Raw genomic sequence first — 21,716 nt, forward strand, 5'->3', positions numbered from 1 at the left:
TGAGGTGGACCTGTGGACTGGGGACATGGTACGTATGAACCTCGACGTTATACGTAAAACGTCGGGCGTCGGAAGAACGTCCGAGGGAGATGAGGGCGGGACATGGCCGCGGGATATCTGGACATCCTCCGGGAGCGGCATGCCGCCCGGCTGCTGGTCGGCACGCTGGTGGGCCGGCTGCCCAGCGGTACTGCGCCCATCGCGATCGTCCTGTTCACCCGCGCCGAGGGCGGCAGCTACACCCTCGCGGGGGCGCTCGCGGCGGTGTACGGCCTCTCCACGGCGGTCGGGCAGCCACTGCTGGGCCGGGCCGTGGACCTGCACGGTCAGCCGCGCGTCCAGCTCCCCGCGTCCGTGCTGTCCGCGCTGGGCATGGCCCTGCTGGCCCTGGCGGGCCTCGGATCGCTTCCGCTGGCCTACGCGGCGGTGGTCGTGGCCGGTGTCTGCACACCGCCACTGGAGGGCGGCCTGCGGGCCCTGTGGCCGACGGTCCTGGGGTGCCAGGACCGGGTGCACCGCGCGTACGCCATGGACGCGGTGGCCCAGGAGGTGATGTTCACGGTGGGGCCGCTGCTGGTGACGGTGCTGGTCTCGCTCTGGTCGCCCGCGGCAGCGCTGCTCGTCATCAACGCGATCGGGGTGCTCGGGGCGCTCTCCGTGGTGGTCTCGGAGCCCTCCCGCACCTGGCGTTCGGCGCCCCGCGAGGCGCACTGGCTGGGCGCTCTGCGCTCGCCGGGCCTGCTGGCACTGCTCGGTTCCTTCTTCTTCGTCGGGCTCGCCCTGGGCTCGATCACGGTGGCGGGTGTCGCGTACGCCGACGACCACGGCCGTGAGTCGGTGTACGGCTGGCTGATGGCCGCGCTCGGACTGGGCGCGCTGATCGGCGGCGTGGTGTACGGGGCGTGGCGATGGTCGGGGGCGCCGGAGCGTCGGTTGCGGGGCATCGTCGCGCTGCTGGCACTCGGCTATCTGCCGCTGATGCTGACGCCCGGAGTGGTGGCGATGACCGTTCTGGCCGCGCTCGCCGGGGTGTTCCTGGCGCCCGCGATCGCGTGCTCGTTCATCGTGGTGGACCGGCATGCTCCGCGGGGCACGGTGACGGAGGCGTTCTCCTGGCTCGTGACGACGTTCGGGGTCGGTGCGGCGGCGGGAACAGCTGTGGCGGGCCCGGCAGTAGAACTGGGCGGGACGGCGCAGGGCTTCGCCGTCGCGGGGGCCGGTGGGGTGGTTGCGCTGCTGGTGCTGCTGGCCACGGGAAGGGTCCTCGCAGTTCCCGGGCGTACGCCGGTTGCTGTGCGGGTATCGGAAAATGATCGAAACGGTGCTGTCGAACCCGGTTTCAGCTCGGGCCATCAGGCGTAATGTTCAGTCATGGACCGCCGCATTTTCGGGCTGGAGAACGAGTACGGCGTCACGTGCACGTTCAGGGGACAGCGCCGACTGTCTCCTGACGAAGTGGCGCGCTACCTCTTCCGCCGTGTTGTGTCATGGGGCCGCAGCAGCAATGTCTTTCTGCGGAACGGCGCCCGCCTCTACCTCGACGTGGGATCGCATCCGGAATATGCAACCCCCGAATGCGACAATCTGACCGAGCTGGTCACCCACGACAAGGCAGGCGAGCGCATTCTCGAAGGCCTGCTCGTCGACGCCGAACGCCGCCTGCACGAGGAGGGAATCGCGGGCGACGTCTATCTCTTCAAGAACAACACCGATTCGGCGGGAAACTCCTACGGGTGTCACGAGAACTACCTCGTGGCGCGGCACGGAGAATTCTCCCGGCTCGCGGACATCCTCATTCCCTTCCTCGTCACGAGGCAGCTGCTCTGCGGAGCGGGCAAGGTGCTGCAGACCCCGCGCGGCGCGGTCTACTGCGTCAGCCAGCGTGCCGAGCACATCTGGGAGGGCGTCAGTTCCGCCACCACGCGCTCCCGTCCGATCATCAACACGCGCGACGAACCGCACGCCGATGCCGAGCGGTACCGCCGCCTTCATGTCATCGTCGGCGACTCGAACATGTCCGAGACGACGATGCTGCTCAAGGTCGGCGCGACGGACCTGGTGCTCCGGATGATCGAAGCGGGCACGGTGATGCGCGATCTGACACTGGAGAACCCGATCCGGGCGATCCGCGAGGTCAGCCACGACATCACGGGACAGCGCAAGGTCCGCCTCGCCAGCGGCCGTGAGGCGTCGGCCATCGAGGTGCAGCGCGAGTACTACGAGAAGGCTGTGGACTTCGTCGATCGCCGCGGCATCCGCACCGGTACCGTCGCCCAGGTCCTGGAGCTGTGGGGCCGCACGCTCGACGCGATCGAGGCCGAGGACCTCGACCGGATCGACACCGAGATCGACTGGGTGATGAAGTACAGGCTCATCGAGCGGTACCGGGCCAAGCACAACATGACCATGTCGCATCCGCGGGTCGCCCAGATAGACCTCGCGTACCACGACATCCACCGTCGGCGCGGACTGTACTACCTGCTGGAGCGGAAGGGGCAGGCCACCCGCATCTGCAACGACCTGAAGATCTTCGAGGGCAAGTCGGTGCCCCCGCAGACCACCCGGGCGCGGCTGCGCGGCGACTTCATCCGAAGGGCGCAGGAGCAGCGGCGGGACTTCACCGTCGACTGGGTCCATCTCAAGCTCAACGACCAGGCGCAGCGCACGGTGTTGTGCAAGGACCCGTTCCGTTCCGTGGACGATCGAGTGGAGAAGCTGATCGCGGGTATGTGAGCCGGCGCAGGAATGCGCCTCGCCACTTGTGCGACTCGGGCCCCGTACGTTCTCGTACGGGGCCCTGTGCACGCCCTAGAGTGTCGGGGACTCAACCAACTGTGTCGTCTGAGATCTGAGGAACCAGTGCGCCGACTTGCCGGCCTTCTCGTTGTCCCCCTGCTGCTGTTGACGGCGGCGTGCGGTGGCGACGACAAGGGCTCCGACTCCGCCTCGAAGAACGGATTCCCCGCGATCACCGCGGGTGAGAAGTTCGGCGAGAAGCCCACCTTGTCCAAGGGACAGGGCGATCCGCCCAAGGAGCTGAAGACGCAGGTCATCAGTGAGGGTGATGGCGCGAAGCTGAAGAACGGCGACGCGATCCAGGTCAACTACCTCGGACAGGCGTGGGACTCCGACAAGCCGTTCGACAACAGTTTCGACCGTAAGCAGCCGTTCGATCTGACGCTCGGTGCGGGCATGGTCATCAAGGGCTGGGACCAGGGCCTCGTCGGCCAGAAGGTCGGCAGCCGTGTCGAGCTGGTCATTCCGCCGGACCTCGGTTACGGCGCGCAGGGCCAGGGTGACATCAAGCCGAACGCCACCCTCGTCTTCGTCGTGGACATTCTGAAGGCGACGCAGATTCCTGTGTCCGCCAAGGGCACCGAGGTCGCCCAGGACAATGTCGACCTTCCGAAGGTGGGCACCAACACCGACGGCAAGGCACCGTCCGTCAAGATCCCGGAGAAGACCGACCCGCCGACGAAGCTGGTCTCCAACTACATCCTGGAGTCCAAGGGCGACGTCATCAAGGAGACCGACAGCGTCGTCGTGAACTACGTGGGCCTGCTGTGGAAGGACGGAAAGACGTTCGACAGCACCTACGCCCAGGGCAAGACCCAGACCTTCCCGCTGGCCCAGGTCACCCTCAAGGGTCTGAAGAACGGCCTGATCGGCAAGAAGATCGGCAGCCGTGTCCTGCTGGTCGTCCCGCCGGACCAGGCGTTCGGCGACAAGGCGCAGCAGTCCATCCCCGCCAAGTCCACCCTGGTGTTCGCCGTGGACCTGCTGGCAAAGATGTAAGACTGTCCCGGTTGTCCAGTTCATCATTTAGAGGAGCAGTTCAGTGAGCATCGAGAAGCCCGAGATCGACTTCCCGGGTGGCGAGCCGCCGGCCGACCTGGAGATCAAGGACATCTGGGAGGGCGACGGTGCGGTCGCCAAGGCCGGCGACATGGTCAAGGTCCACTACGTGGGCGTGGCCTTCTCCACCGGCGAGGAGTTCGACGCTTCCTGGAACCGTGGCACCCCGCTGCAGTTCCAGCTCGGTGTCGGTCAGGTCATCTCCGGCTGGGACCAGGGCGTGCAGGGCATGAAGGTCGGCGGCCGTCGCCAGCTGACCATCCCCGCGCACCTCGCCTACGGTGACCGCGGCGCCGGCGGCCGGATCGCCCCGGGCGAGACGCTGATCTTCGTCTGCGACCTGGTCGCCGTCTGATCCGTCCCCGAACGCATCACGAGGGCCCGTGCCGGACTGCACGGGCCCTCGTTCCGTACGGCGTGGGCCCTCGCTTTTGTCCGGACACCTGGGAGCGGTACGGTCGATCGTCGTAGAGCAAGGAGAAAAGGGGCGTCGATGGCCATTGCCAAGGCCGAGCGGCTGATGAACCTGGCGCTGTGCCTGCTGGGGACCCGGCGCCCGCTCAGTAAGCGCGAGCTGCGCGGGTCCATCGAGGCATATCTGGAAGCGGGCTCCGACGACGCCTTCAACCGGATGTTCGAGCGCGACAAGGACGACCTGCGCGAGCTCGGTCTGGTCATCGAGACCGTGGAGAACCTGGACGGCGACACGGGCTATCTGGCCCGCCGGGACAGCAACCGGCTGCCGCCGATCACGCTGGACGCCGAGGAGGCCGCGGCGCTCGGTCTGGCCGCGAAGGTGTGGCAGCAGGCCCGGCTCGCCGGTGCGGCCAGTGGTGCGCTGCAGAAGCTGCGGGCCGCGGGGATGCCGGAGGCGGAGGACGCCTACGAGGTGCACAGCGCGCTCGAACCGCGCATTCCGGTGCATGAGACCGCGTTCGAGCCGTTGATGCTGGCGTGCCGCGACCGCCGTCCGGTCACTTTCGACTACCGCAAGGCCAACGCCGCCCGGTCCGAGCAGCGCCAGGTCGAGCCCTGGACGCTGGAGTGCTGGCGCGGGCACTGGTATCTGGCGGGCTGGGACCGGGACCGTGGCGCCGAGCGGGTGTTCCGGCTGTCCCGCATCAGTGGCCGGGTCCGCTCGCGGGCCGGGGCCTTCACCGCCGAGGTGCCCGATGTGGTGACCGTGCGGGAGACCGTGGAGAGCTGGGCGGGGGAGACGGCGACCCGGACCGCGCTGATCAGACTGCGGTCGGGTTCCGGCTACCCGCTGCGGTCGCGCGCGATATCCGTGCAGGAACTCGGAGACGGCTGGGACGAGTTGGAGATTCCGTACGGACACGGTCTGGACGCCTGGCTCGTCGAGTTCGGCCCCGACGTCGTCGTGCAGGAACCCGCGGATCTGCGGGCCGATGTGGTGGACCGGCTGCGCGCCGTGGCCAAGGACTGAGGGGGACCGTATTCATGGCGACGAACGCGATCGACCAGACGCGCCGGATGCTGTCCCTGGTGACGTATCTGCGGGAGCGCCCCGGCGCCCATGTGCAGGACGTCGCCCGTGCGTTCGGGATCACCGAGGACGAGCTGATCTCGGACCTCGATGTGCTCCCCATGTGCGGGACGAGCTTCCGCGGCGGCGATCTGCTGGACATCGACACCGACGGCGAGCGGATCTGGTGGCACAACCCGGACGATGTGGCCGAGCCGCTGCGGCTCGCGGCCGACGAGGCGACGGCGCTACTGGTCGCCGCGCGCGCCGTGGCCACGCTGCCGGGGCTGCGGGAGAGCGACCGGCAGGCACTGCTGCGGGCCACCGCGAAGCTGGAGACGGCGGCCGGTGAGACGGCGGCGGCGAGCTCCCGGCTCTCGGTCACCTTCGAGTCGGAGGGCGGCGTCTTCGCCGATGTCGACCGGGCGATCTCCGAGCGGCGCAGGTTGTGGCTGCGGTACTACTCGCCCGCGCGGGACGAGCTCACCGAGCGCGAGGTGGACCCGATCCGGCTGTTCGCCGTGGGGCACACGTACATGGAGGCCTGGTGCCGGCTCTCCGAGGACCGGCGTACGTTCCGGCTCGACCGGGTCGCCGAGATCCGGCTGCTGGACGAGCCGTCCGCGCCCCCGGAGCTGGAGCTGCGGGATCTCTCCGAAGGGCTGGTGCAGCCGGCGGCCGAGGATCCCGAGGTCGTGATCGAGGTGGGGCCCGGTGGCCGTTGGGTCGCCGAGTACTACCCGCACGACAGCGCGGAGGAACTGGCCGACGGCGGCATGCGGATCACGTTGCGCACCCCCGAACCGGCCTCGCTGCGCAGGCTTGCGCTGCGGCTCGGCGGGGAAGGGCGCATCGTCGCCCCACAGGAGCTGGCGCAGAGCGCGCGGCAGGCGGCACGGGCAGCCCTGGCCGCCTATGACGGCCCGGCCTGAACGGATACCTGAGGAGATATGAGCAATATGTCTGTGATGTCAGGTATCTCGACGGTAGTGGTACCCGAGTCCGTACGGTTCAAGGCCGCCTGCCCGGACTGTCGCGGGCGCTTCGAGCTCGCGGCGGGCGCCCTGCGCCTCGCCATCGGCGCCAGTCGCCGTACGACCTTCTACTCCTTCACCTGCCCCGAGTGCGGCACAGCCGTCCGCAAGCCGGCCGGGGAGCGGATCATCGAGCTCCTGACCGGCGGCGGCGTACGGACGCTTCGCCTGCACGCCGGGCTGTAGCACTCCGGACATCCGGTCCATCTAGACATATCGAGGCACTGCGCATGTTCTGGCCCATGCTCGCCATCGCCCTGGGGTTCCTCGGCATCGCCGTCCTCGGCGTGCTGGCCGTCAAGGTCTTCGTCGAGGCCCAGCGCCTGGGGCGCCAGGTGACCCACACCACGCGGCGCATCAACCGGGCGGCCGAGGATCTCGAACGGGCCGCCACCGATCTCGCGGCCACCGGCGAATCCCTGCGGTAGGCCGGGTCTTTCGGCTCGGGCCGGTTGATCAGCGAGGGCGCGGCCTCCAGTTTCTCAGGTTCGGAGGGTACGCTGCTGGGGCGGCCCTGAGAGCGAGGCGTGGGCCGTAATCGCAAGGATGCATGGGTATTGCCCTGCGTTTACTCCTGCGGGATACGATCGCTGACAGTACGAAGATCGGACGTCTGTCCGACGTTCGATCAGCCCCACCCCTGCTGCCTCGGTGAGAAGGTACACGCATATGTTCGGAAGGCTCGGCGCTCCCGAGATCATCCTGATCCTCGTCGTCATTGTTCTGCTGTTCGGCGCGAAGAAGCTTCCTGACATGGCTCGCTCGCTCGGCAAGTCGGCCCGCATCCTCAAGAGCGAGGCCAAGGCCATGAAGTCCGAGGGCAACCCTTCGGCCACTCCCGCCGACCCGCCGCACGACGCCGCTCAGGACCAGGCGACCCCGCGCACGATCAAGGCCGCGCCCGGCGATGTGACGAGTTCGCGGCCGGTCGCCGAGCCGACCGACTCGACCAACCGCTGACAACCGGGCCGACGCAGGCGCCGTGATCGGTGACGGCCTGCTGCACGAGATGAGGACGTGGGTTGCTCAAGTCTGCCCGCAAACAGGAGACGGACCCCGAGGGCCGCATGCCCTTGGTGGAGCACCTGCGTGAGCTGCGCAACCGGCTGACGAAGGCTCTGCTGGCGATCGTCGTCGTCACGATCGTCGCCGCGTTCTTCTACAAGGGGATCATCGAGTTCTTCACCGACCCGGTGCTGAAGGCGGTCGGTTGCGATTCGAGCTTCGCCGAACTCGCCAAGAAGGACGACGGCACCTGTGCGCGCATCGTCCTGAACGGTCTGCTGACCCCGTTCACCCTTGCGCTCAAGGTCTCCCTGATGGCAGGCGTCGTCCTTTCGTCGCCGATCTGGCTCTACCAGCTCTGGGCGTTCATCGCCCCGGGACTGCACAGGCACGAGAAGAAGTACTCGCTGGCCTTCGTCGGCGCGGGCTTCCCGCTCTTCCTCGCCGGTGGCTTCTTCGCGTACAAGACGCTGCCCACGATGGCCAAGGTCCTGCTGGAGTTCTCGCCGGCCGGCCTGGACAACCAGCTGCCGCTCGATGACCTGCTGGACCTGATCACGCGCATGGTGGTGGTCTTCGGGCTCTCCTTCGAGCTGCCCCTGCTGCTCGTCATGCTGAACCTCGGCGGCGTCATCACGGGCAAGCGGATGCTCGGCTGGTGGCGCGGCATGATCATGGGCATCACACTCTTTGCCGCACTGGCCACGCCCAGCACGGACCCGCTGACCATGCTGGCGCTCGCCGGGCCGATCTGGGTCCTGTACTTCTGCGCGACGGGGCTCTCGCTCCTCAACGACCGTCGCAGGGCGCAGCGCGCGGCGGAGGGGCCCGCCGATGACGAGGCGTCGGAGCTGGAGCTCACCCCCGAGGAGATCGGTGAGATCGAACCGGTCCCGTCCGCCAGGTCGCTGCCGGCGCAGTCGGGGCCGGACCGTGACCGGGTGAACGGTTACGACGACATCACCTGACCTTGTAAGGTCCCCCGGGTGACCAGCGAGATCACCCTTTTCGTCAATCCCACCGCAGGACGCGGCCGGGGCGCGCACGCCGCGCAGCCGGCCGCTTCCGCATTGCGGGACGCCGGATTCTCCGTACGTACGGTCCTGGGCGAGGACGCCGACGACGGGTTGCGGCGGGCCCGCGAGGCCGTCGACGGCGGGACCGGTGCACTGATAGCCGTGGGCGGGGACGGCATGATGTCCCTCGCCCTCCAGGCCGTGGCCGGGACCATGACGCCGCTCGGCGTGATCGCCGTCGGCACCGGCAACGACTTCGCCCGCGCCCTCGGCCTGCCGATACGGAACCCGGCCGCCGCGGGCCGGCTCGCTGCCGAGGCGCTCAAGGGCGGGGCGATCAGGGACATCGACCTCGGCCGCGTCGGTGACCGATGGTTCGGGTCCGTGCTCGCCTCCGGCTTCGACTCCCGGGTCAACGACCGGGGCAACCGGATGCGCTGGGTCGGCGGGCGGTTCAAGTACGACCTCGCGATCCTCGCCGAACTCGCCGCGTTCCGGACGATCCCGTACCGCATCAGGCTCGACGGCGGGCCGGTCCAGGAGATCGAGGCGACGCTCATCGCGGTCGGCAACGGCTCCACCTACGGCGGGGGAATGCGGATCTGCGCGGACGCCGTCATGGACGACGGGCTCTTCGACGTGACCGTCGTCGGCGACTGCAGCCGTACGACGCTGCTCAAAGTCTTCCCACGCGTCTACAAGGGAACGCACCTCGACCACCCCGCGGTCACCGTGCACCGGGTCTCGTCGATCGAGCTGGCCGCCGCCTCCGTCACCGCCTACGCCGACGGCGAACCGCTCGGTGCGCTGCCGCTCACCGCCACGTGCGTGCCGGGTGCGGTCAGGGTTCTTACACAGTGAATTAAAGATCGTGCTGACTGTCAGAGGTGACGGGTAGGCTCGTAAGCAAGATGACAGAGGACCTCTCACCAGCTGAGCGATACCAGGCATTCCGGATCCGCGCCGCCGAGCAGGCCACGGCACTCGCGCCCTTCCGCGAGATGTACGAGTTCGATCTGGACCCGTTCCAGATAGAGGCATGCAAGGCCTTGGAAGCGGGTAAGGGGGTGCTGGTCGCCGCCCCGACCGGGTCGGGCAAGACGATCGTCGGCGAGTTCGCTGTGCATCTCGCGCTCCGTCAGGGCCGCAAGTGTTTCTACACCACGCCCATCAAGGCCCTGTCGAACCAGAAATACTCCGATCTGGTCAAGCGCTACGGCGCGGACAAGGTCGGTCTGCTGACCGGCGACAACAGTGTCAACGCCGATGCACCGGTGGTCGTCATGACCACCGAAGTGCTGCGGAACATGCTGTACGCGGGCTCGCAGGCGCTCCGTGGCCTCGGCCACGTCGTGATGGACGAGGTGCACTACCTCTCCGACCGCTTCCGCGGCGCGGTGTGGGAGGAAGTGATCATTCATCTGCCGGATTCGGTGACGCTGGTGTCGCTGTCGGCGACCGTGTCCAACGCCGAGGAGTTCGGCGACTGGCTGGACACCGTCCGCGGCGACACCGAAGTGATCGTCGCCGAGAGCCGGCCCGTGCCGCTCTGGCAGCACGTGCTGGCCGGCCGCCGGATGTACGACCTCTTCGAGGAGGAGACCGACCACGGCGGTCGTGGCGCCGGCCGCCGCGAGGTCAACCCCGACCTCGTCCGGCTCGCTCGCATGGAGAACCAGCGCGGGTACAACCCGCGCGAGCGCCGCCGCGGAAAGATGGTGCGCGAGGCGGACCGCGAGCGCGAGCGGCGCCAGCGCAGCCGGATCTGGACCCCGTCCAGGCCCGAGGTCATCGACCGGCTGGACGCGGAAGGGCTGCTGCCCGCGATCACGTTCATCTTCAGCCGGGCCGGCTGCGAGGCCGCCGTACAGCAGTGTCTGCAGGCCGGACTGAGGCTCAACGACGAGGACAGGCGCCGGCTGGTGCGGGAGATCGTCGAGGAGCGGACCGCGTCCATCCCCGGCGAGGACCTCCATGTCCTCGGCTACTACGAATGGCTCGAAGGGCTGGAGCGGGGCATCGCCGCGCACCACGCGGGGATGCTGCCGACCTTCAAGGAGGTCGTCGAGGAGTTGTTCGTACGCGGGCTCGTCAAGGCGGTCTTCGCGACGGAGACCCTCGCCCTCGGCATCAACATGCCCGCGCGCTCCGTGGTGCTGGAGAAGCTCGTCAAGTGGAACGGCGAGCAGCACGCCGACATCACCCCCGGCGAGTACACCCAGCTGACCGGTCGTGCGGGGCGGCGCGGGATCGACATCGAGGGCCACGCGGTGGTGCTGTGGCAGCGCGGCATGGACCCGGGGGCGCTGGCCGGACTCGCGGGTACGCGCACCTATCCGCTGCGGTCCAGCTTCCGGCCCTCGTACAACATGGCCGTCAACCTGGTGCAGCAGTTCGGCCGGCACCGGTCGCGCGAGCTGCTGGAGACCTCGTTCGCACAGTTCCAGGCCGACCGTTCGGTCGTCGGGATCTCCCGGCAGGTGCAGAAGAACGAGGAGGGCCTGGAGGGTTACCGCGAGGGCATGACCTGCCACCTCGGTGACTTCGAGGAGTACGCGCGGCTGCGCCGCGACCTCAAGGAGCGGGAGACGGAGCTCGCCAAGCACGGCGCGTCGCAGCGGCGGGCGGCGGCTGCGGCGTCCCTGGAGAAGCTGAAGCCGGGCGATGTCATCCACGTGCCGACCGGAAAGTTCGCCGGGCTGGCGCTCGTGCTGGACCCCGGGCTGCCGGCCGGGCGGGTCAACGGGCACCGGGGGCTCGAATATTACGACGGGCCGCGGCCGTTGGTGCTGACCTCCGAGCGGCAGGTCAAGCGGCTCGCCGCGATCGACTTCCCCGTGCCGGTCGAGGCCGTGGAGCGGATGCGGGTGCCCAAGTCGTTCAACCCGCGGTCGCCGCAGTCGAGACGCGATCTGGCGTCGGCGCTGCGGACGAAGGCGGGGCACATCGTGCCGGAGCGGCACCGCAGGGGCCGGGCCGAGGCCGCCGACGACCAGCAGATCGCCCGCTACCGGGCCGAGTTGCGGGCCCATCCGTGCCATGGGTGCGCCGAGCGCGAGGACCATGCGCGGTGGGCGGAGCGGTACCACCGGCTGCAGCGGGACACGAAGCAGCTGGAGCGGCGGATCGAGGGGCGGACGAACACGATTGCCCGCACCTTCGACCGGATCGTCGCGCTCCTCACCGAGCTGGACTATCTGCGGGGCAATGAGGTCACCGAGCACGGCCGGCGGCTGGCCCGGCTGTACGGCGAGCTGGACCTGCTGGCGAGCGAGTGCCTGCGGGCCGAGGTCTGGGAAGGGCTGAACCCGGCGGAGCTTGCCGCGTGTGTGTCGGCGCTGGTGTACGAGGCGCGGCAGGCGGACGACGCGGTGGCACCGAAGCTGCCGTCCGGGCCGGCGAAGACGGCGATGGCCGAGATGGTCCATATCTGGGGGCGGCTCGATGCCCTGGAGGAGGATTTCAAGATCAACCAGGCGGAGGGGGTCGGGCAGCGGGAGCCCGATCTCGGGTTTGCCTGGGCGGTCTACACGTGGGCGTCGGGGCGGACGCTGGACGAGGTGCTGCGCGAAGCGGAGATGCCGGCAGGGGACTTCGTGCGGTGGTGCAAGCAGGTGATCGATGTGCTGGGGCAGATCGCGGCCGCGGCGCCGGGGGGCGGGGGGAGCTCTGTGGCCCGCAATGCGCGCAAGGCGATGGATGCGGTGCTCCGGGGTGTGGTGGCCTACAGCTCGGTGGGGTGACGGGGCCTCTGCCCCGGACCCCGGTCCGGGGCGCCGGACGGGCTGGACCCTGGCCCGGACGGGTGGGGATGTGCCGGGTGGATCGAGCCCGTCCGGGATCGAGGACGGAGTCCGGGAGCAGAGCCCCCGGTTACGGAGCGTCCGTGCGCGCGGCGTCCCGCTTGGCGACTTCCTCCCGGACGATCGGGATCACCTGACGCCCGAAGTCGATCGCATCGTCGAGCAGGTCGTAGCCCCGGGCGGACAGCACTTCGACACCCAGGTCGTAGTAGTCCAGCAACGCCTGCGCGACCGTCTCCGGTGTGCCCACCAGAGCCGTCGAGTTGCCGGCGCCACCGGTTTCGGCCGCGGTCGGTGTCCACAGTGCGCGGTCGTGACGCTCACCCCGGTCGGCGACGGCCAGCAGCCGTCGGGAGCCCGCGTTCTCCGGGTTCTGGAGCGGGTGGCGGCGGCTGAGTGGAGCACCCGCCTTGCGGGCCTTGATCCGGTCGAGCGTTCGGTGGGCCTTCTCCCAGGCGAGTTCTTCGGTCGGTGCGATGATCGGGCGGAAGGCGACCTGGATCTTCGGGACGTCGACGCGTCCGGCTGCCTTCGCCGCCGCTTCGACCGTGGCGATCTGCTGGGCGGTCTCGGCGAGAGGCTCGCCCCACAGGCAGTAGATGTCGGCCTCGGCACCGCCGGCTGCGTAGGCCGCCGGTGAGGAACCGCCGAACGAGATCCGCGGGTGGGGCTGTTGGACGGGGAAGGTATCGCTGACGAAGTCGTTGAAGCGGTAGTGCGTGCCCTCGTGATCGAACGGCTCGTGCGAGGTCCAGGCCTTCTTGATGATCTGGATGGCCTCGTGGGTGCGCGCGTACCGCTCGTCCTTGGTGAGGAAGTCGCCCTCGCGCTGCTGTTCGTGATCGTTGCCGCCGGTGATGAAGTGCACGGCGAGGCGGCCGTCACTGATCCGGTCCAGGGTGGCGAAGGTCTTCGCGGCGAACGTCGGATACGAGACGTTGGGCCGGTGCGCGACCAGGATCTGCAGCGTGTCCGTGCGCGCTGCGACATAGGCGGCCGCGGGGGACGGGTCGGGGGAACCCGAGCCGTAGGCGAAGAGCACCCGGTCCCAGCCGTAGTCCTCGTGCGCGCGTGCCAGCTTGAGTGTGTATTCCTTGTCGAAGGACGCCCCGGAGCGGGGCGTCACTTCGGATCCGTCATGGGTTGCTGCGATGCCGAGAAACTCGACGGGCATGGCAAAGTCTCATCTCGTGCTGCGGTGAACCGGTCGGGTGGCGCACAGTGCTGACGCGCTGACGTATGAGCAGTCAGGGACGACACGAGGCCGACCACACTCGACCGAAGTCGATGTGGTCGCGGGTGACCAGCCGCAGCTGAGGACGCATCTGCTCAGTGGAACAGGCGGTTCGGTACTGCGTCAACCATGCTTCCGGTCAGCGGTCGAGGTAGGCGCGCCAGCCACCGTGCACCGTGATGTCCGTTGCGTCGCGGAGGGCATGGGGCTCGCACAGGAAGCCGGGAGCGGTGGTGCCGTCCGAGAGTTCCACTCGGCCCAGGGTCATGGGGGACGGGAGCTTCGCCGTGAGGCGGCCCAGGCCCTCGGGGGGCAGTTGCCATACCTCCACCTCGATCGCGGCGCCGCCTTCGCCCACCCGCTCCAGGCCGGGCTTGGGCGGGTCGGTGCGCAGGGCGTGCAGGCGGTAGACGGGGGCCGTGCTCGTCGTATGGAGCAAGCGGGCGCCCAGGGACAGGAGTTGGGGGTTCAGGGGCTGGCCCGTCAGATGGGCGCCCGCGACGACGATCCTGGTGGGCGGGGTCAGCAGTGCGGTGATGCGGGCCAGGCGTTCGTCCGTGTGGGCCGGGCCGATCAGCATGACGCCGAAGGGCCGTCCGTTCACGTCGCCGGCGGGGGCGGCCACCGCGCACAGGTCGAACAGGTTGGTGGAGTTGGTGAACCGGCCCAGCCGCGCGTTGGCACCCAGCGGGTCCGCGGCCACCTCAGCGAGCGTGGGGTGACCCGGTGCGGTGGGCAGGAGGAGGGCGTCGGCGTCGGAGAGTGCCGTCATGGCGGCTTCGCGCAGGACCGCCAGCCGGTCCCGGTCGGCGAACAGACGGTGTGCCGGGATGTCCCGGGCCGCCGTGATGATCCGGGCGACGATGGGGTCGAGATCGTCGGCAGCGGGGGCGGTGTCGATGAATGCGCCGACCGCCGTGTAGCGCTCGGCCACGAATGCTCCCTCGTACAGCATGGCGGCGGCTTCGAGGAAGGGGGCCAGGTCCACCGGTTGCAGGTGCGCGCCCGCCGCACGGAGGCGGTCGGCCGCCGCCTCGTACGCCGCTGCCCAGCCCAGGTCCAGCTCACCCAGCTGTCCGGTGGACGGGACCGCGATCCGCCAGGGGCCCGGTGCCCGGGCCGGAACGGACTGCGGCGCGGTCGTGGTCATCAGGGCGAGTGCCTGTTCGGCCTCGGGGAGCGTACGGGCGAAGAGCGTGACGCAGTCCAGGCTTGCGCAGGCCGGGACCACGCCATCGGTCGGGACCAGGCCGCGCGTCGGCTTCAGGCCCACGATCCCGTTGAACGCGGCCGGGATCCGGCCGGACCCCGCGGTGTCCGTGCCGAGCGACAGGTCGGCGATGCCGAGGGCGACGGCGACCGCGGAACCGGAGCTGGAGCCTCCGCTGATGCGGGACGGGTCATGGGCGTGGCGGACCGCTCCGTACGGGGAGCGGGTGCCGACCAGCCCCGTGGCGAACTGGTCGAGGTTGGTCGTGCCGATCACCAGGGCTCCGGCCGCGCGGAGGCGGGCCACGGCCGGGGCGTCGGCCGTCGGTTTGTACGCGTACGACGGGCAGCCCGCGGTGGTGGGGAGGCCGGCGACATCGATGTTGCCCTTGACGGCCAGCAAGCGGCCGGCGAGGGGGAGATGTTCCCCCGCGGACACACGGGCGTCGAGGGTTCTGGCCTCGGCCTCCACCTCGGGGAGCGGGCGCAGGTCGATCCAGATCTCCGGGCGGTCGACGGCCTCGATCCGGGCGTGGGCGGCGCGGACGCGGGCCAGGACGGATGTGGGCGTGGTCATGTGTGCTCCTCAGTTCGTGGGGGGCGGGGCCAGGACCAGCAGTGCCGTGCCCGGTTCCACCTGGGCACCCGGCCGGGTGAGGATCTCCACGACGATGCCGTCCGCCGGGGCGTGGACCCGGGACTCCATCTTCATCGCCTCCAGTGCGAGAAGAGGCTGACCCGCCGTCACCGTGTCGCCCGCGGCGACGTTCAGCTGCCAGACCGACGCCGCGAACTCGGCCTCCACCAGCCGGCCGCCCGACGGCACCGTCACTTCGGCGGCCGGTGGAGCCGGTTCCGTGGCGGCCTCCGCCCGCGCGAACTCGCCGGCCGCCTCCCAGGCGTCCCGTTCCGCCGAGAAGGCGGCGCCCTGACGGGTGCGGAACCCGGCGATCGAGCCGGCGTTTTCGGCCAGGAACTTCTCGTACCGCGCCAGGGAGAACTCGCCCTCCTCGATCAGCGGTACGAACCGGCCGGACGCAATGTCCGCGCGGAGCTCCAGGAGTTCGTCCGCCTCCACCGGGTACCACTTGATCCGGTCGAAGAACCTCAGCAGCCACGGTGAGCCGGGCTCGAACGCGCCGCGCTGCTGCCACCCCGACCACACCTGGGTGGTGCGCCCGACGAACTGGTAGCCGCCCGGCCCCTCCATCCCGTAGATGCAGAGATAGGCGCCTCCGATACCGACCGAGTTCTCCGCTGTCCAGGTGCGGGCCGGGTTGTACTTGGTGGTGACCAGACGGTGCCGGGGGTCGAGCGGGGTGGCGACCGGTGCGCCCAGATAGACGTCGCCGAGGCCCAGCACCAGATACTCGGCGTCGTAGACCGTGCGGTAGACGTCGTCGACCGAGTCCAGGCCGTTGACCCGGCGGATGAACTCGATGTTCCACGGGCACCAGGGGGCGTCGTCGCGTACCCCCGTCATATAGCGGGCGATGGCCTCGCGGGTCGCCGGATCGTCCCAGGACAGCGGCAGATGCACGGTCCGCGACGGCACGGTCAGGGCGTCCGCCGGCGGGAGCGCCGCCTCGGTGGCGTGGAGGAGGTCCAGGAGCCGGTGCTGGGGGAGGAGTTCCGGATCCGTCTGGATCTGGAGTGAGCGGATACCGGGTGTGAGGCCGGTGATGCCCGGAACGGCCGCCTCGGTCAGCGCTTCCATCAGCGCGTGCACCCGCATCCGCAGGGCCAGATCCAGCTGCATCGGGCCGTACTCGACCAGCACATTGTCGTCGCCGCTGCGGCGGTACGTGACGTCGTCGCTCCGGTACAGGATGCCGCCGTCGACGATGTCCGGGCGTCGCTCGCCGGTGATGGTGACCGGTGTGAAGCGGACCGTGTCGCCGGGCCGCAGCTGGCCCAGCTTCCAGCGCTCGCCCGTCACCACGGTCGCCGGGCAGACGAAGCCGCCCAGCGACGGCCCGTCGGGGCCGAGCAGCACCGGCATGTCGCCCGTGTAGTCGACGGCGCCCACGGAGTACGGCGTGTCATGGATGTTCGAGGGGTGGAGTCCGGCCTCGCCGCCGTCGGTGCGGGCCCAGCGCGGTTTGGGGCCGACCAGCCGGACACCGGTGCGGGCCGAGTTGAAGTGGACCTTCCAGTCGGCGGCGTAGAAGTCGTGGATGTCCTCCTCGGTGAAGAACTCCGGTGCGGCGTGCGGGCCTTCGGCCGCGCCGATGTGCCAGATGCCACCGATGTGCGGACGGTCGGCGCCCGGTACGGGGGTGCTCGGGGCACGTACCGCGCCGCCGTGCAGGACATCGCCCGTGCGCAGGGACCGGCCGCCGTGTCCGCCGAAGCCGCCGAGGGTGAAGGTCGCCGCGCTGCCCAGGAAGGCGGGCACGTCCAGGCCGCCGCCGGCGAAGAGGACGTACGTACGCAGACCGTGGCCGTCCGGTGCGCCGACCGAGAGTGTGGAGCCTGCCGGGACGGTGAAGGGTTCCCACAGGGCGACCGGTTCGCCGTCGACCGTGACGGGGGCGGGTGCGCCCGTGACACAGACCGTGGTCCGGTGGGTGAACCGCAGGGTCGGCCCCTGGAGCGTGCATTCGAGGCCGGGCGCGCCCGCGTCATTGCCGAGTGCGGTGTTGCCGAGCCGGAACGAGAGGTCGTCCATCGGGCCCGACGGCGGGACGCCGACCTGCCAGTAGCCCGTGCGGCCCGGCCAGTCCTGCACCGTGGTGAGGGTGCCGCCGGAGACCACCTCGATGCGCGGGGTCGGGTCGGCGACGGTGGCGAGCGTGGCCGTGGAGTGCGCGGCGGTACGGACCCGGTCGTCGGCCAGAGCGGCCCGTACCAGGCCGAGGTTGGTCTCGATGCCGTCGATCCGGGTGGCGGCGAGTGCCGTGTCCAGCCGCGCGAGGGCCTCGGCGCGGTCGGTTCCGTACGCGACGACCTTCGCCAGCATCGGGTCGTACGACGTCGTCACCTCCGTCCCCGTCTCGACCCAGGTGTCGACACGGACTCCCTCGGGGAACGCCACCCGGGTCAGCAGGCCGGCCCCGGGGCGGTGGTCGCGGGTCGGGTCCTCGGCGTAGACCCGGGCCTCGACGGCATGGCCGCGCGGCGCATCCGGTTCGCGTACGACATCCGTGTCGCCCTGGGCGAGGCGCAGCATCCACTCGACGAGGTCGACGCCGTAGATCTCCTCGGTGACCGGGTGTTCCACCTGGAGGCGGGTGTTGACCTCCAGGAAGTACGCCTCCGCGCGCGCCGCGTCGTACACGAACTCCACCGTGCCCGCCGAGCGGTACCGGACCGACCCGCACAGATCCTGGGCGGACGCGGTCAGTTGTTTACGGATGTGCGGCGGGAGCCCAGGTGCCGGGGCCTCCTCCAGGACCTTCTGGTTGCGGCGCTGGAGCGAGCAGTCGCGGTCGCCGAAGGTCACCACCCGGCCCCGGCCGTCGCCGAAGACCTGCACCTCGACATGGCGCGCGTCCTCGACGAGACGTTCGAGGAAGACACCGGCGGAGGAGAAGGACGCGGCGGCTACCCGCTGCACCCGCTCCCAGGCATCGGCGAGTTCGTCGACGGATCGACAGGCCGACATGCCGATACCGCCGCCACCGCCGGTCGCCTTGAGCATCACCGGATAGCCGATGCGGTCCGCCGCCGCCAGCGCCGACGGCAGATCGGGGAGCAGCCCGGCGCCCGGGGCGAGCGGCACGCCCGCGGCCTCGGCGGCGGCGCGAGCGGTGTGCTTCGCGCCGAACAGCTCCAGCTGCTCGGCGGTCGGGCCGACGAAGACGATCCCCGCGTCCTCGCAGCGCCGGGCGAATCCGGCGTCCTCGGAGAGGAAGCCGTATCCGGGGTGGATGGCCCCGGCCCCGGTGTCCTTGGCAGCCTTCAGGACCAGGTCGGCGTCGAGGTACGACTCCTTGGCGGGCGCAGGCCCCAGCCGTACCGCCGTGTCGGCGAGCCGGACATGGGGCGCTGAGCGGTCGGGGTCGGAGAAGACCGCGACCGTACGGAGACCGAGGCGGCGGGCGGTGCGGATGATCCGTACCGCGATCTCGCCCCGGTTGGCCACCAGCAGTGTGTCGAAATGCGTCATGCGGTGGCCTCGCTGATGCCGGCTTCGACGGCCGTCGGGTCGAAGCCGTTGCAGGGGTTGTTGATCTGGGGACAGTTGGAGACCAGGACCAGGACGTCCCGTTCGGCGCGCAGGGTGACCCGCAGACCGGGGGCGGAGATGCCGTCGACGATGCCGAGCGTGCCGTCCTTCTCCACGGGGACGTTCATGTACCAGTTGATGTTGGAGACCAGATCGCGCTTGCCGAGCCCGTGCCGGGCGCCTTCCGCGAGGAAGTTGTCCACGCAGGCGTGCTGCGACCAGGTGTGGTGCCCGTAGCGCAGGGTGTTGGACTCCTTGGAGCATGCGCCGCCGACCGTGTCGTGGCGGCCGCAGGTGTCCTCGGTGACCGTCATCAGCGGGGTGTGCTCGTTGGACAGCAGCACGCTGCCGGTGGTGAGGAAGATGCTGCCCTGCGCGTGGACGGTGTCCGGGGCGCTGTAGCGGACGGCGGTGTCCTGGGCGTCGTACACGAGGAAGTCGACGGCCTGGTTGCCGTGCAGATCGGTCAGCGTGAGCTGTTCGCCGGCGCGGACGACGGCGGACCAGGCGGCCCGCGCGGGGATCACGTCCGAGCTGCGGACGGTGCTGGTGACAGCGGTGGCGACGGTCATGCGAGCCCCCTGGCAGTGAGGAAGTCGAGCGTGTTGAGGAAGGCCCGACGGCCCTCCGGCGTGGCGCCCCAGAGCGGGTCCCCGGGCGCAGTCGGGCGGGCGCGCCGGGCCAGCACCTCGAGCGGGGTGCAGACGTAGTCGGGGCGCGGGTCGAGCGGATGCGGGACGTTGGCGATGAGCACGGTCAGGTCCTGCTCGGCGCGGAGCGTGACCGACGCGCCGGGTCCGGCGGAGCCGGTGAAGTCCAGGGCGCCGTCCTCACGTACCTCGACGCCCTGGAAGAAGGAGAGCGACGGCGGCAGGTCGCGCGGCCCGAGACCGTTCTTCGCTGCGGCCAGCTTCAGCAGCTCCCGGCCGGCCGGGGTCGGCGACTGCGGGGTGCCGTCCCCGTACCGCTCGGTGTTGCGCACGAGGGTCGACGTGCCGCACAGGGCGTCGTGCCGGCCCGAGCTGTCGGCGACCACCGAGGCGAGAACCCGCCCCTGGTCGGAGAGGAGCAGCCGGTCCGCGCCGAGGTAGGCGTTCCACTGGACCTTGACCGTGTCCGCGGTGTTGAGCCGCTCCCAGGGCCGCCCGTCCACGTGCAGCAGCAGATGGGCGCAGGCGTCGCCCGCGAGATCGGTGAGCCGGAGCTCGGTGCCGCGGGCGAGCACCCGGTGGGTGTAGTTGCCCCCTGCCACGGTTTCCGCCCAGACGGCCGTGCCGGGGACGGCCGCGGGCCAGTCGCTCGCGGGCACCACCGGCATGGTTTCGGTACGGGTGCCGTGCTGGGCGCGGGCGTGGTCCCGGGCTCCGTGTGTCGTCGCTGTCGCCATGTCTGGACCCTCCGGCTCGACGTGCCTGTGTCGATCGCGCACTGCTGTCGCGCACCTCTGCGGTGCATGTCCGTCACGCATTTCTGTCGTGCGACAGAAATTAGGGCGCGGGCAAGTCGGGGCCATTGCCCGTCCGTTGCGCGGGAGTTACCGAGGGCTCACCAAGATCGGGGCAGGCGCGGATGTGCGACGATCGGCCCGTGTCCACCACCGGGAGACGGGTCGGCCGGCCGCGCGCCCAGCAGCGCGCGGACAGCGGGCTGTCCGCGCGCGAAGAACTGCTGACGGCCGCCGCCGAACTGTTCACCACCCACGGATACGCCGCGACCACCACCCGAGCCGTCGCGGAACGGGCCGGCATGCGGCAGGCGACGATGTACCACTACGTCGCGGGCAAGGAGGACCTTCTCGCGGAGCTCCTGGAATCCACGGTCACTCCGTCGCTGGCGCTGGCCGGGAAGCTGCTCGCCGACGAGGCGACGTCCGCCGAGGACCGGCTGTGGGAGCTCTGCCGCTCCGACGTGGCACTGCTGTGCGGCGGGCCGTACAACCTGGGCGCCCTGTATGTACTGCCCGAGGTGCGGGCCGAGCGGTTCGCCGGCTTCCACCGGGTGCGGGCCGAGCTGAAGGAGGCGTACGGGGCGCTGCTGGCGGCGACCCGGGCAGGGGCGGCGCTGGACGAGGGGGAGCTGGCGCTCCGGACCGATCTGGTCTTCGGGCTGATCGAGGGCGTGATCCTGGTCCGCCGCTCGGGGCCGGAACGGCCGGTGGCCGCGTTCGCGGCGGCGACGGCGGATGCGGCGTTGAGAATTGTGGGGGCGGAGCCCGGCTGATCGGCCGGGGGCCATGCGTGTTCGGGGCCGGACCATGCCTGAGCCGATCGGCACGCGCGGCGCGGGCGGGGGCATGCCTCGGCCGGCCCGCTCGGTGCGGACCGGCCGACGGCCTTCCGTCCTCCGTTCGTCCCGGCGGTCATCCGCCGGGCATGTGCTAGGTCCGATCGCTCTTCATCGAGGCGCCGACGCAGACCAGGCCGAGCAGCAGGGCCAGACCGCCGATGATGACGTTGTTGAGAATGACGCCCATGTCGGGGCTGCTGCCGACGATCCACGGCGACACGATCATCCAGATGCCTATGGCGCAGATGGCCCAGCTGAGGCCGTACATCCGGGCCGGCATCACGGTGAACCCGAGTCCCAGAACCGCGATCGCGATCCCCATGATCAGGTTGTGCTGCACGAGTGTGGGCTGACTTGCGGTGAAGTGGAGTACCCAGGGCGAGACGGCGCAGTAGAGGCCGACGAGGAACACCGGTCCGTCCACGAGTGCCACATCGCGACCGCCGAGCATGCGGGCATAGCGTTCCCGCATTTCGGAAACATCCGGGTGACTGGTTATGTCAGCGCGGGTGTGTGAGACGTTGGACATGAGAGTCGTCTCCTTCGATCCTGCAGGCCCGACCGCGGAGGGTGAAGTGCGGTAGGCGCCTCCTCACACCATTCTGCGCTTATCTGGG

19 protein-coding genes are annotated in these 21,716 nt (G+C 70.0%); 13 read left to right on the forward strand and 6 right to left on the reverse strand.

Annotation, left to right across the window (positions count from 1 at the left end; translation table 11 throughout):
* The first annotated feature begins 102 nt into the window (after positions 1–102).
* From ABZV38_RS03670 to ABZV38_RS03725, 12 genes are all read left to right on the forward strand, one after another.
* A complete protein-coding gene (locus ABZV38_RS03670; RefSeq protein WP_356324154.1) occupies positions 103–1,362 on the forward strand; it encodes an MFS transporter in 1,260 nt (419 codons plus the stop codon).
* A gap of 9 nt (positions 1,363–1,371) precedes the next feature.
* A complete protein-coding gene (gene pafA, locus ABZV38_RS03675) occupies positions 1,372–2,733 on the forward strand; it encodes a Pup--protein ligase (protein ID WP_356324156.1) in 1,362 nt (453 codons plus the stop codon).
* 126 nt (positions 2,734–2,859) lie between these two features.
* Positions 2,860–3,795: an FKBP-type peptidyl-prolyl cis-trans isomerase gene (locus ABZV38_RS03680; protein WP_356324158.1), complete on the forward strand. Its 936-nt coding sequence runs from the start codon at positions 2,860–2,862 to the stop codon at positions 3,793–3,795.
* Between the two features lie 43 nt (positions 3,796–3,838).
* Complete coding sequence (locus ABZV38_RS03685) at positions 3,839–4,210, forward strand: FKBP-type peptidyl-prolyl cis-trans isomerase (RefSeq protein ID WP_266987638.1); 372 nt, start codon at positions 3,839–3,841, stop codon at positions 4,208–4,210.
* A gap of 138 nt (positions 4,211–4,348) precedes the next feature.
* Complete coding sequence (locus ABZV38_RS03690; RefSeq protein WP_356324160.1) at positions 4,349–5,302, forward strand: WYL domain-containing protein; 954 nt, start codon at positions 4,349–4,351, stop codon at positions 5,300–5,302.
* A gap of 14 nt (positions 5,303–5,316) precedes the next feature.
* The gene (locus tag ABZV38_RS03695) at positions 5,317–6,273 is read left to right on the forward strand and encodes a WYL domain-containing protein (RefSeq protein WP_356324162.1); all 957 of its coding nucleotides are present in this window, start codon (positions 5,317–5,319) and stop codon (positions 6,271–6,273) included.
* A gap of 18 nt (positions 6,274–6,291) precedes the next feature.
* Positions 6,292–6,561: a hypothetical protein gene (locus tag ABZV38_RS03700; RefSeq protein ID WP_356324164.1), complete on the forward strand. Its 270-nt coding sequence runs from the start codon at positions 6,292–6,294 to the stop codon at positions 6,559–6,561.
* A 44-nt stretch (positions 6,562–6,605) separates the two neighbouring features.
* Positions 6,606–6,803 carry a hypothetical protein gene (locus ABZV38_RS03705; RefSeq protein WP_330243944.1) on the forward strand — a complete coding sequence of 66 codons (198 nt, stop codon included), beginning with the start codon at positions 6,606–6,608 and terminating at the stop codon, positions 6,801–6,803.
* Between the two features lie 241 nt (positions 6,804–7,044).
* The gene (gene tatA, locus ABZV38_RS03710) at positions 7,045–7,335 is read left to right on the forward strand and encodes a Sec-independent protein translocase subunit TatA (protein ID WP_356324166.1); all 291 of its coding nucleotides are present in this window, start codon (positions 7,045–7,047) and stop codon (positions 7,333–7,335) included.
* A 62-nt stretch (positions 7,336–7,397) separates the two neighbouring features.
* Positions 7,398–8,348: a twin-arginine translocase subunit TatC gene (gene tatC, locus ABZV38_RS03715; protein WP_356324168.1), complete on the forward strand. Its 951-nt coding sequence runs from the start codon at positions 7,398–7,400 to the stop codon at positions 8,346–8,348.
* An 18-nt stretch (positions 8,349–8,366) separates the two neighbouring features.
* Positions 8,367–9,257 carry a diacylglycerol kinase gene (locus ABZV38_RS03720; protein WP_356324170.1) on the forward strand — a complete coding sequence of 297 codons (891 nt, stop codon included), beginning with the start codon at positions 8,367–8,369 and terminating at the stop codon, positions 9,255–9,257.
* 50 nt (positions 9,258–9,307) lie between these two features.
* Entirely contained in the window at positions 9,308–12,139 is a 2,832-nt protein-coding gene (locus tag ABZV38_RS03725; RefSeq protein WP_356324173.1) for a DEAD/DEAH box helicase, read from the forward strand.
* A gap of 130 nt (positions 12,140–12,269) precedes the next feature.
* On the opposite strand, the gene ABZV38_RS03730 is transcribed toward ABZV38_RS03725, so the two are convergent.
* The 5 genes from ABZV38_RS03730 to ABZV38_RS03750 form a co-directional block, all read right to left on the reverse strand.
* On the reverse strand, positions 12,270–13,373 hold the full coding sequence (locus ABZV38_RS03730) for an LLM class flavin-dependent oxidoreductase (protein ID WP_356324175.1): 1,104 nt from the start codon (positions 13,371–13,373) through the stop codon (positions 12,270–12,272).
* Between the two features lie 199 nt (positions 13,374–13,572).
* Positions 13,573–15,219 carry an allophanate hydrolase gene (gene atzF, locus ABZV38_RS03735; protein ID WP_356324177.1) on the reverse strand — a complete coding sequence of 549 codons (1,647 nt, stop codon included), beginning with the start codon at positions 15,217–15,219 and terminating at the stop codon, positions 13,573–13,575.
* Between the two features lie 9 nt (positions 15,220–15,228).
* Positions 15,229–18,753: an urea carboxylase gene (uca, locus tag ABZV38_RS03740; RefSeq protein ID WP_356324179.1), complete on the reverse strand. Its 3,525-nt coding sequence runs from the start codon at positions 18,751–18,753 to the stop codon at positions 15,229–15,231.
* Positions 18,750–19,385, reverse strand: a complete 636-nt coding sequence (locus ABZV38_RS03745; protein WP_356324181.1) for an urea amidolyase associated protein UAAP2 — start codon at positions 19,383–19,385, stop codon at positions 18,750–18,752. Before ABZV38_RS03745 ends, uca begins: the two co-directional genes overlap by 4 nt.
* On the reverse strand, positions 19,382–20,200 hold the full coding sequence (locus ABZV38_RS03750; RefSeq protein WP_356324183.1) for an urea amidolyase associated protein UAAP1: 819 nt from the start codon (positions 20,198–20,200) through the stop codon (positions 19,382–19,384). The genes ABZV38_RS03745 and ABZV38_RS03750 overlap by 4 nt, the downstream gene beginning before the upstream one ends.
* A gap of 200 nt (positions 20,201–20,400) precedes the next feature.
* Here ABZV38_RS03750 and ABZV38_RS03755 point away from each other — a divergent pair, with 200 nt between their 5' ends.
* Positions 20,401–21,033 (forward strand): helix-turn-helix domain-containing protein, encoded by a 633-nt coding sequence (locus ABZV38_RS03755; RefSeq protein ID WP_356324185.1) that lies wholly within the window; start codon positions 20,401–20,403, stop codon positions 21,031–21,033.
* 157 nt (positions 21,034–21,190) lie between these two features.
* Here ABZV38_RS03755 and ABZV38_RS03760 read toward each other — a convergent pair whose 3' ends face one another.
* Complete coding sequence (locus ABZV38_RS03760) at positions 21,191–21,628, reverse strand: SPW repeat protein (RefSeq protein ID WP_356324187.1); 438 nt, start codon at positions 21,626–21,628, stop codon at positions 21,191–21,193.
* Between the last annotated feature and the right edge of the window lie 88 nt (positions 21,629–21,716).

Source organism: Streptomyces sp. NPDC005181 (genome assembly GCF_040608395.1).
Classification (GTDB): Bacteria; Actinomycetota; Actinomycetes; order Streptomycetales; family Streptomycetaceae; genus Streptomyces.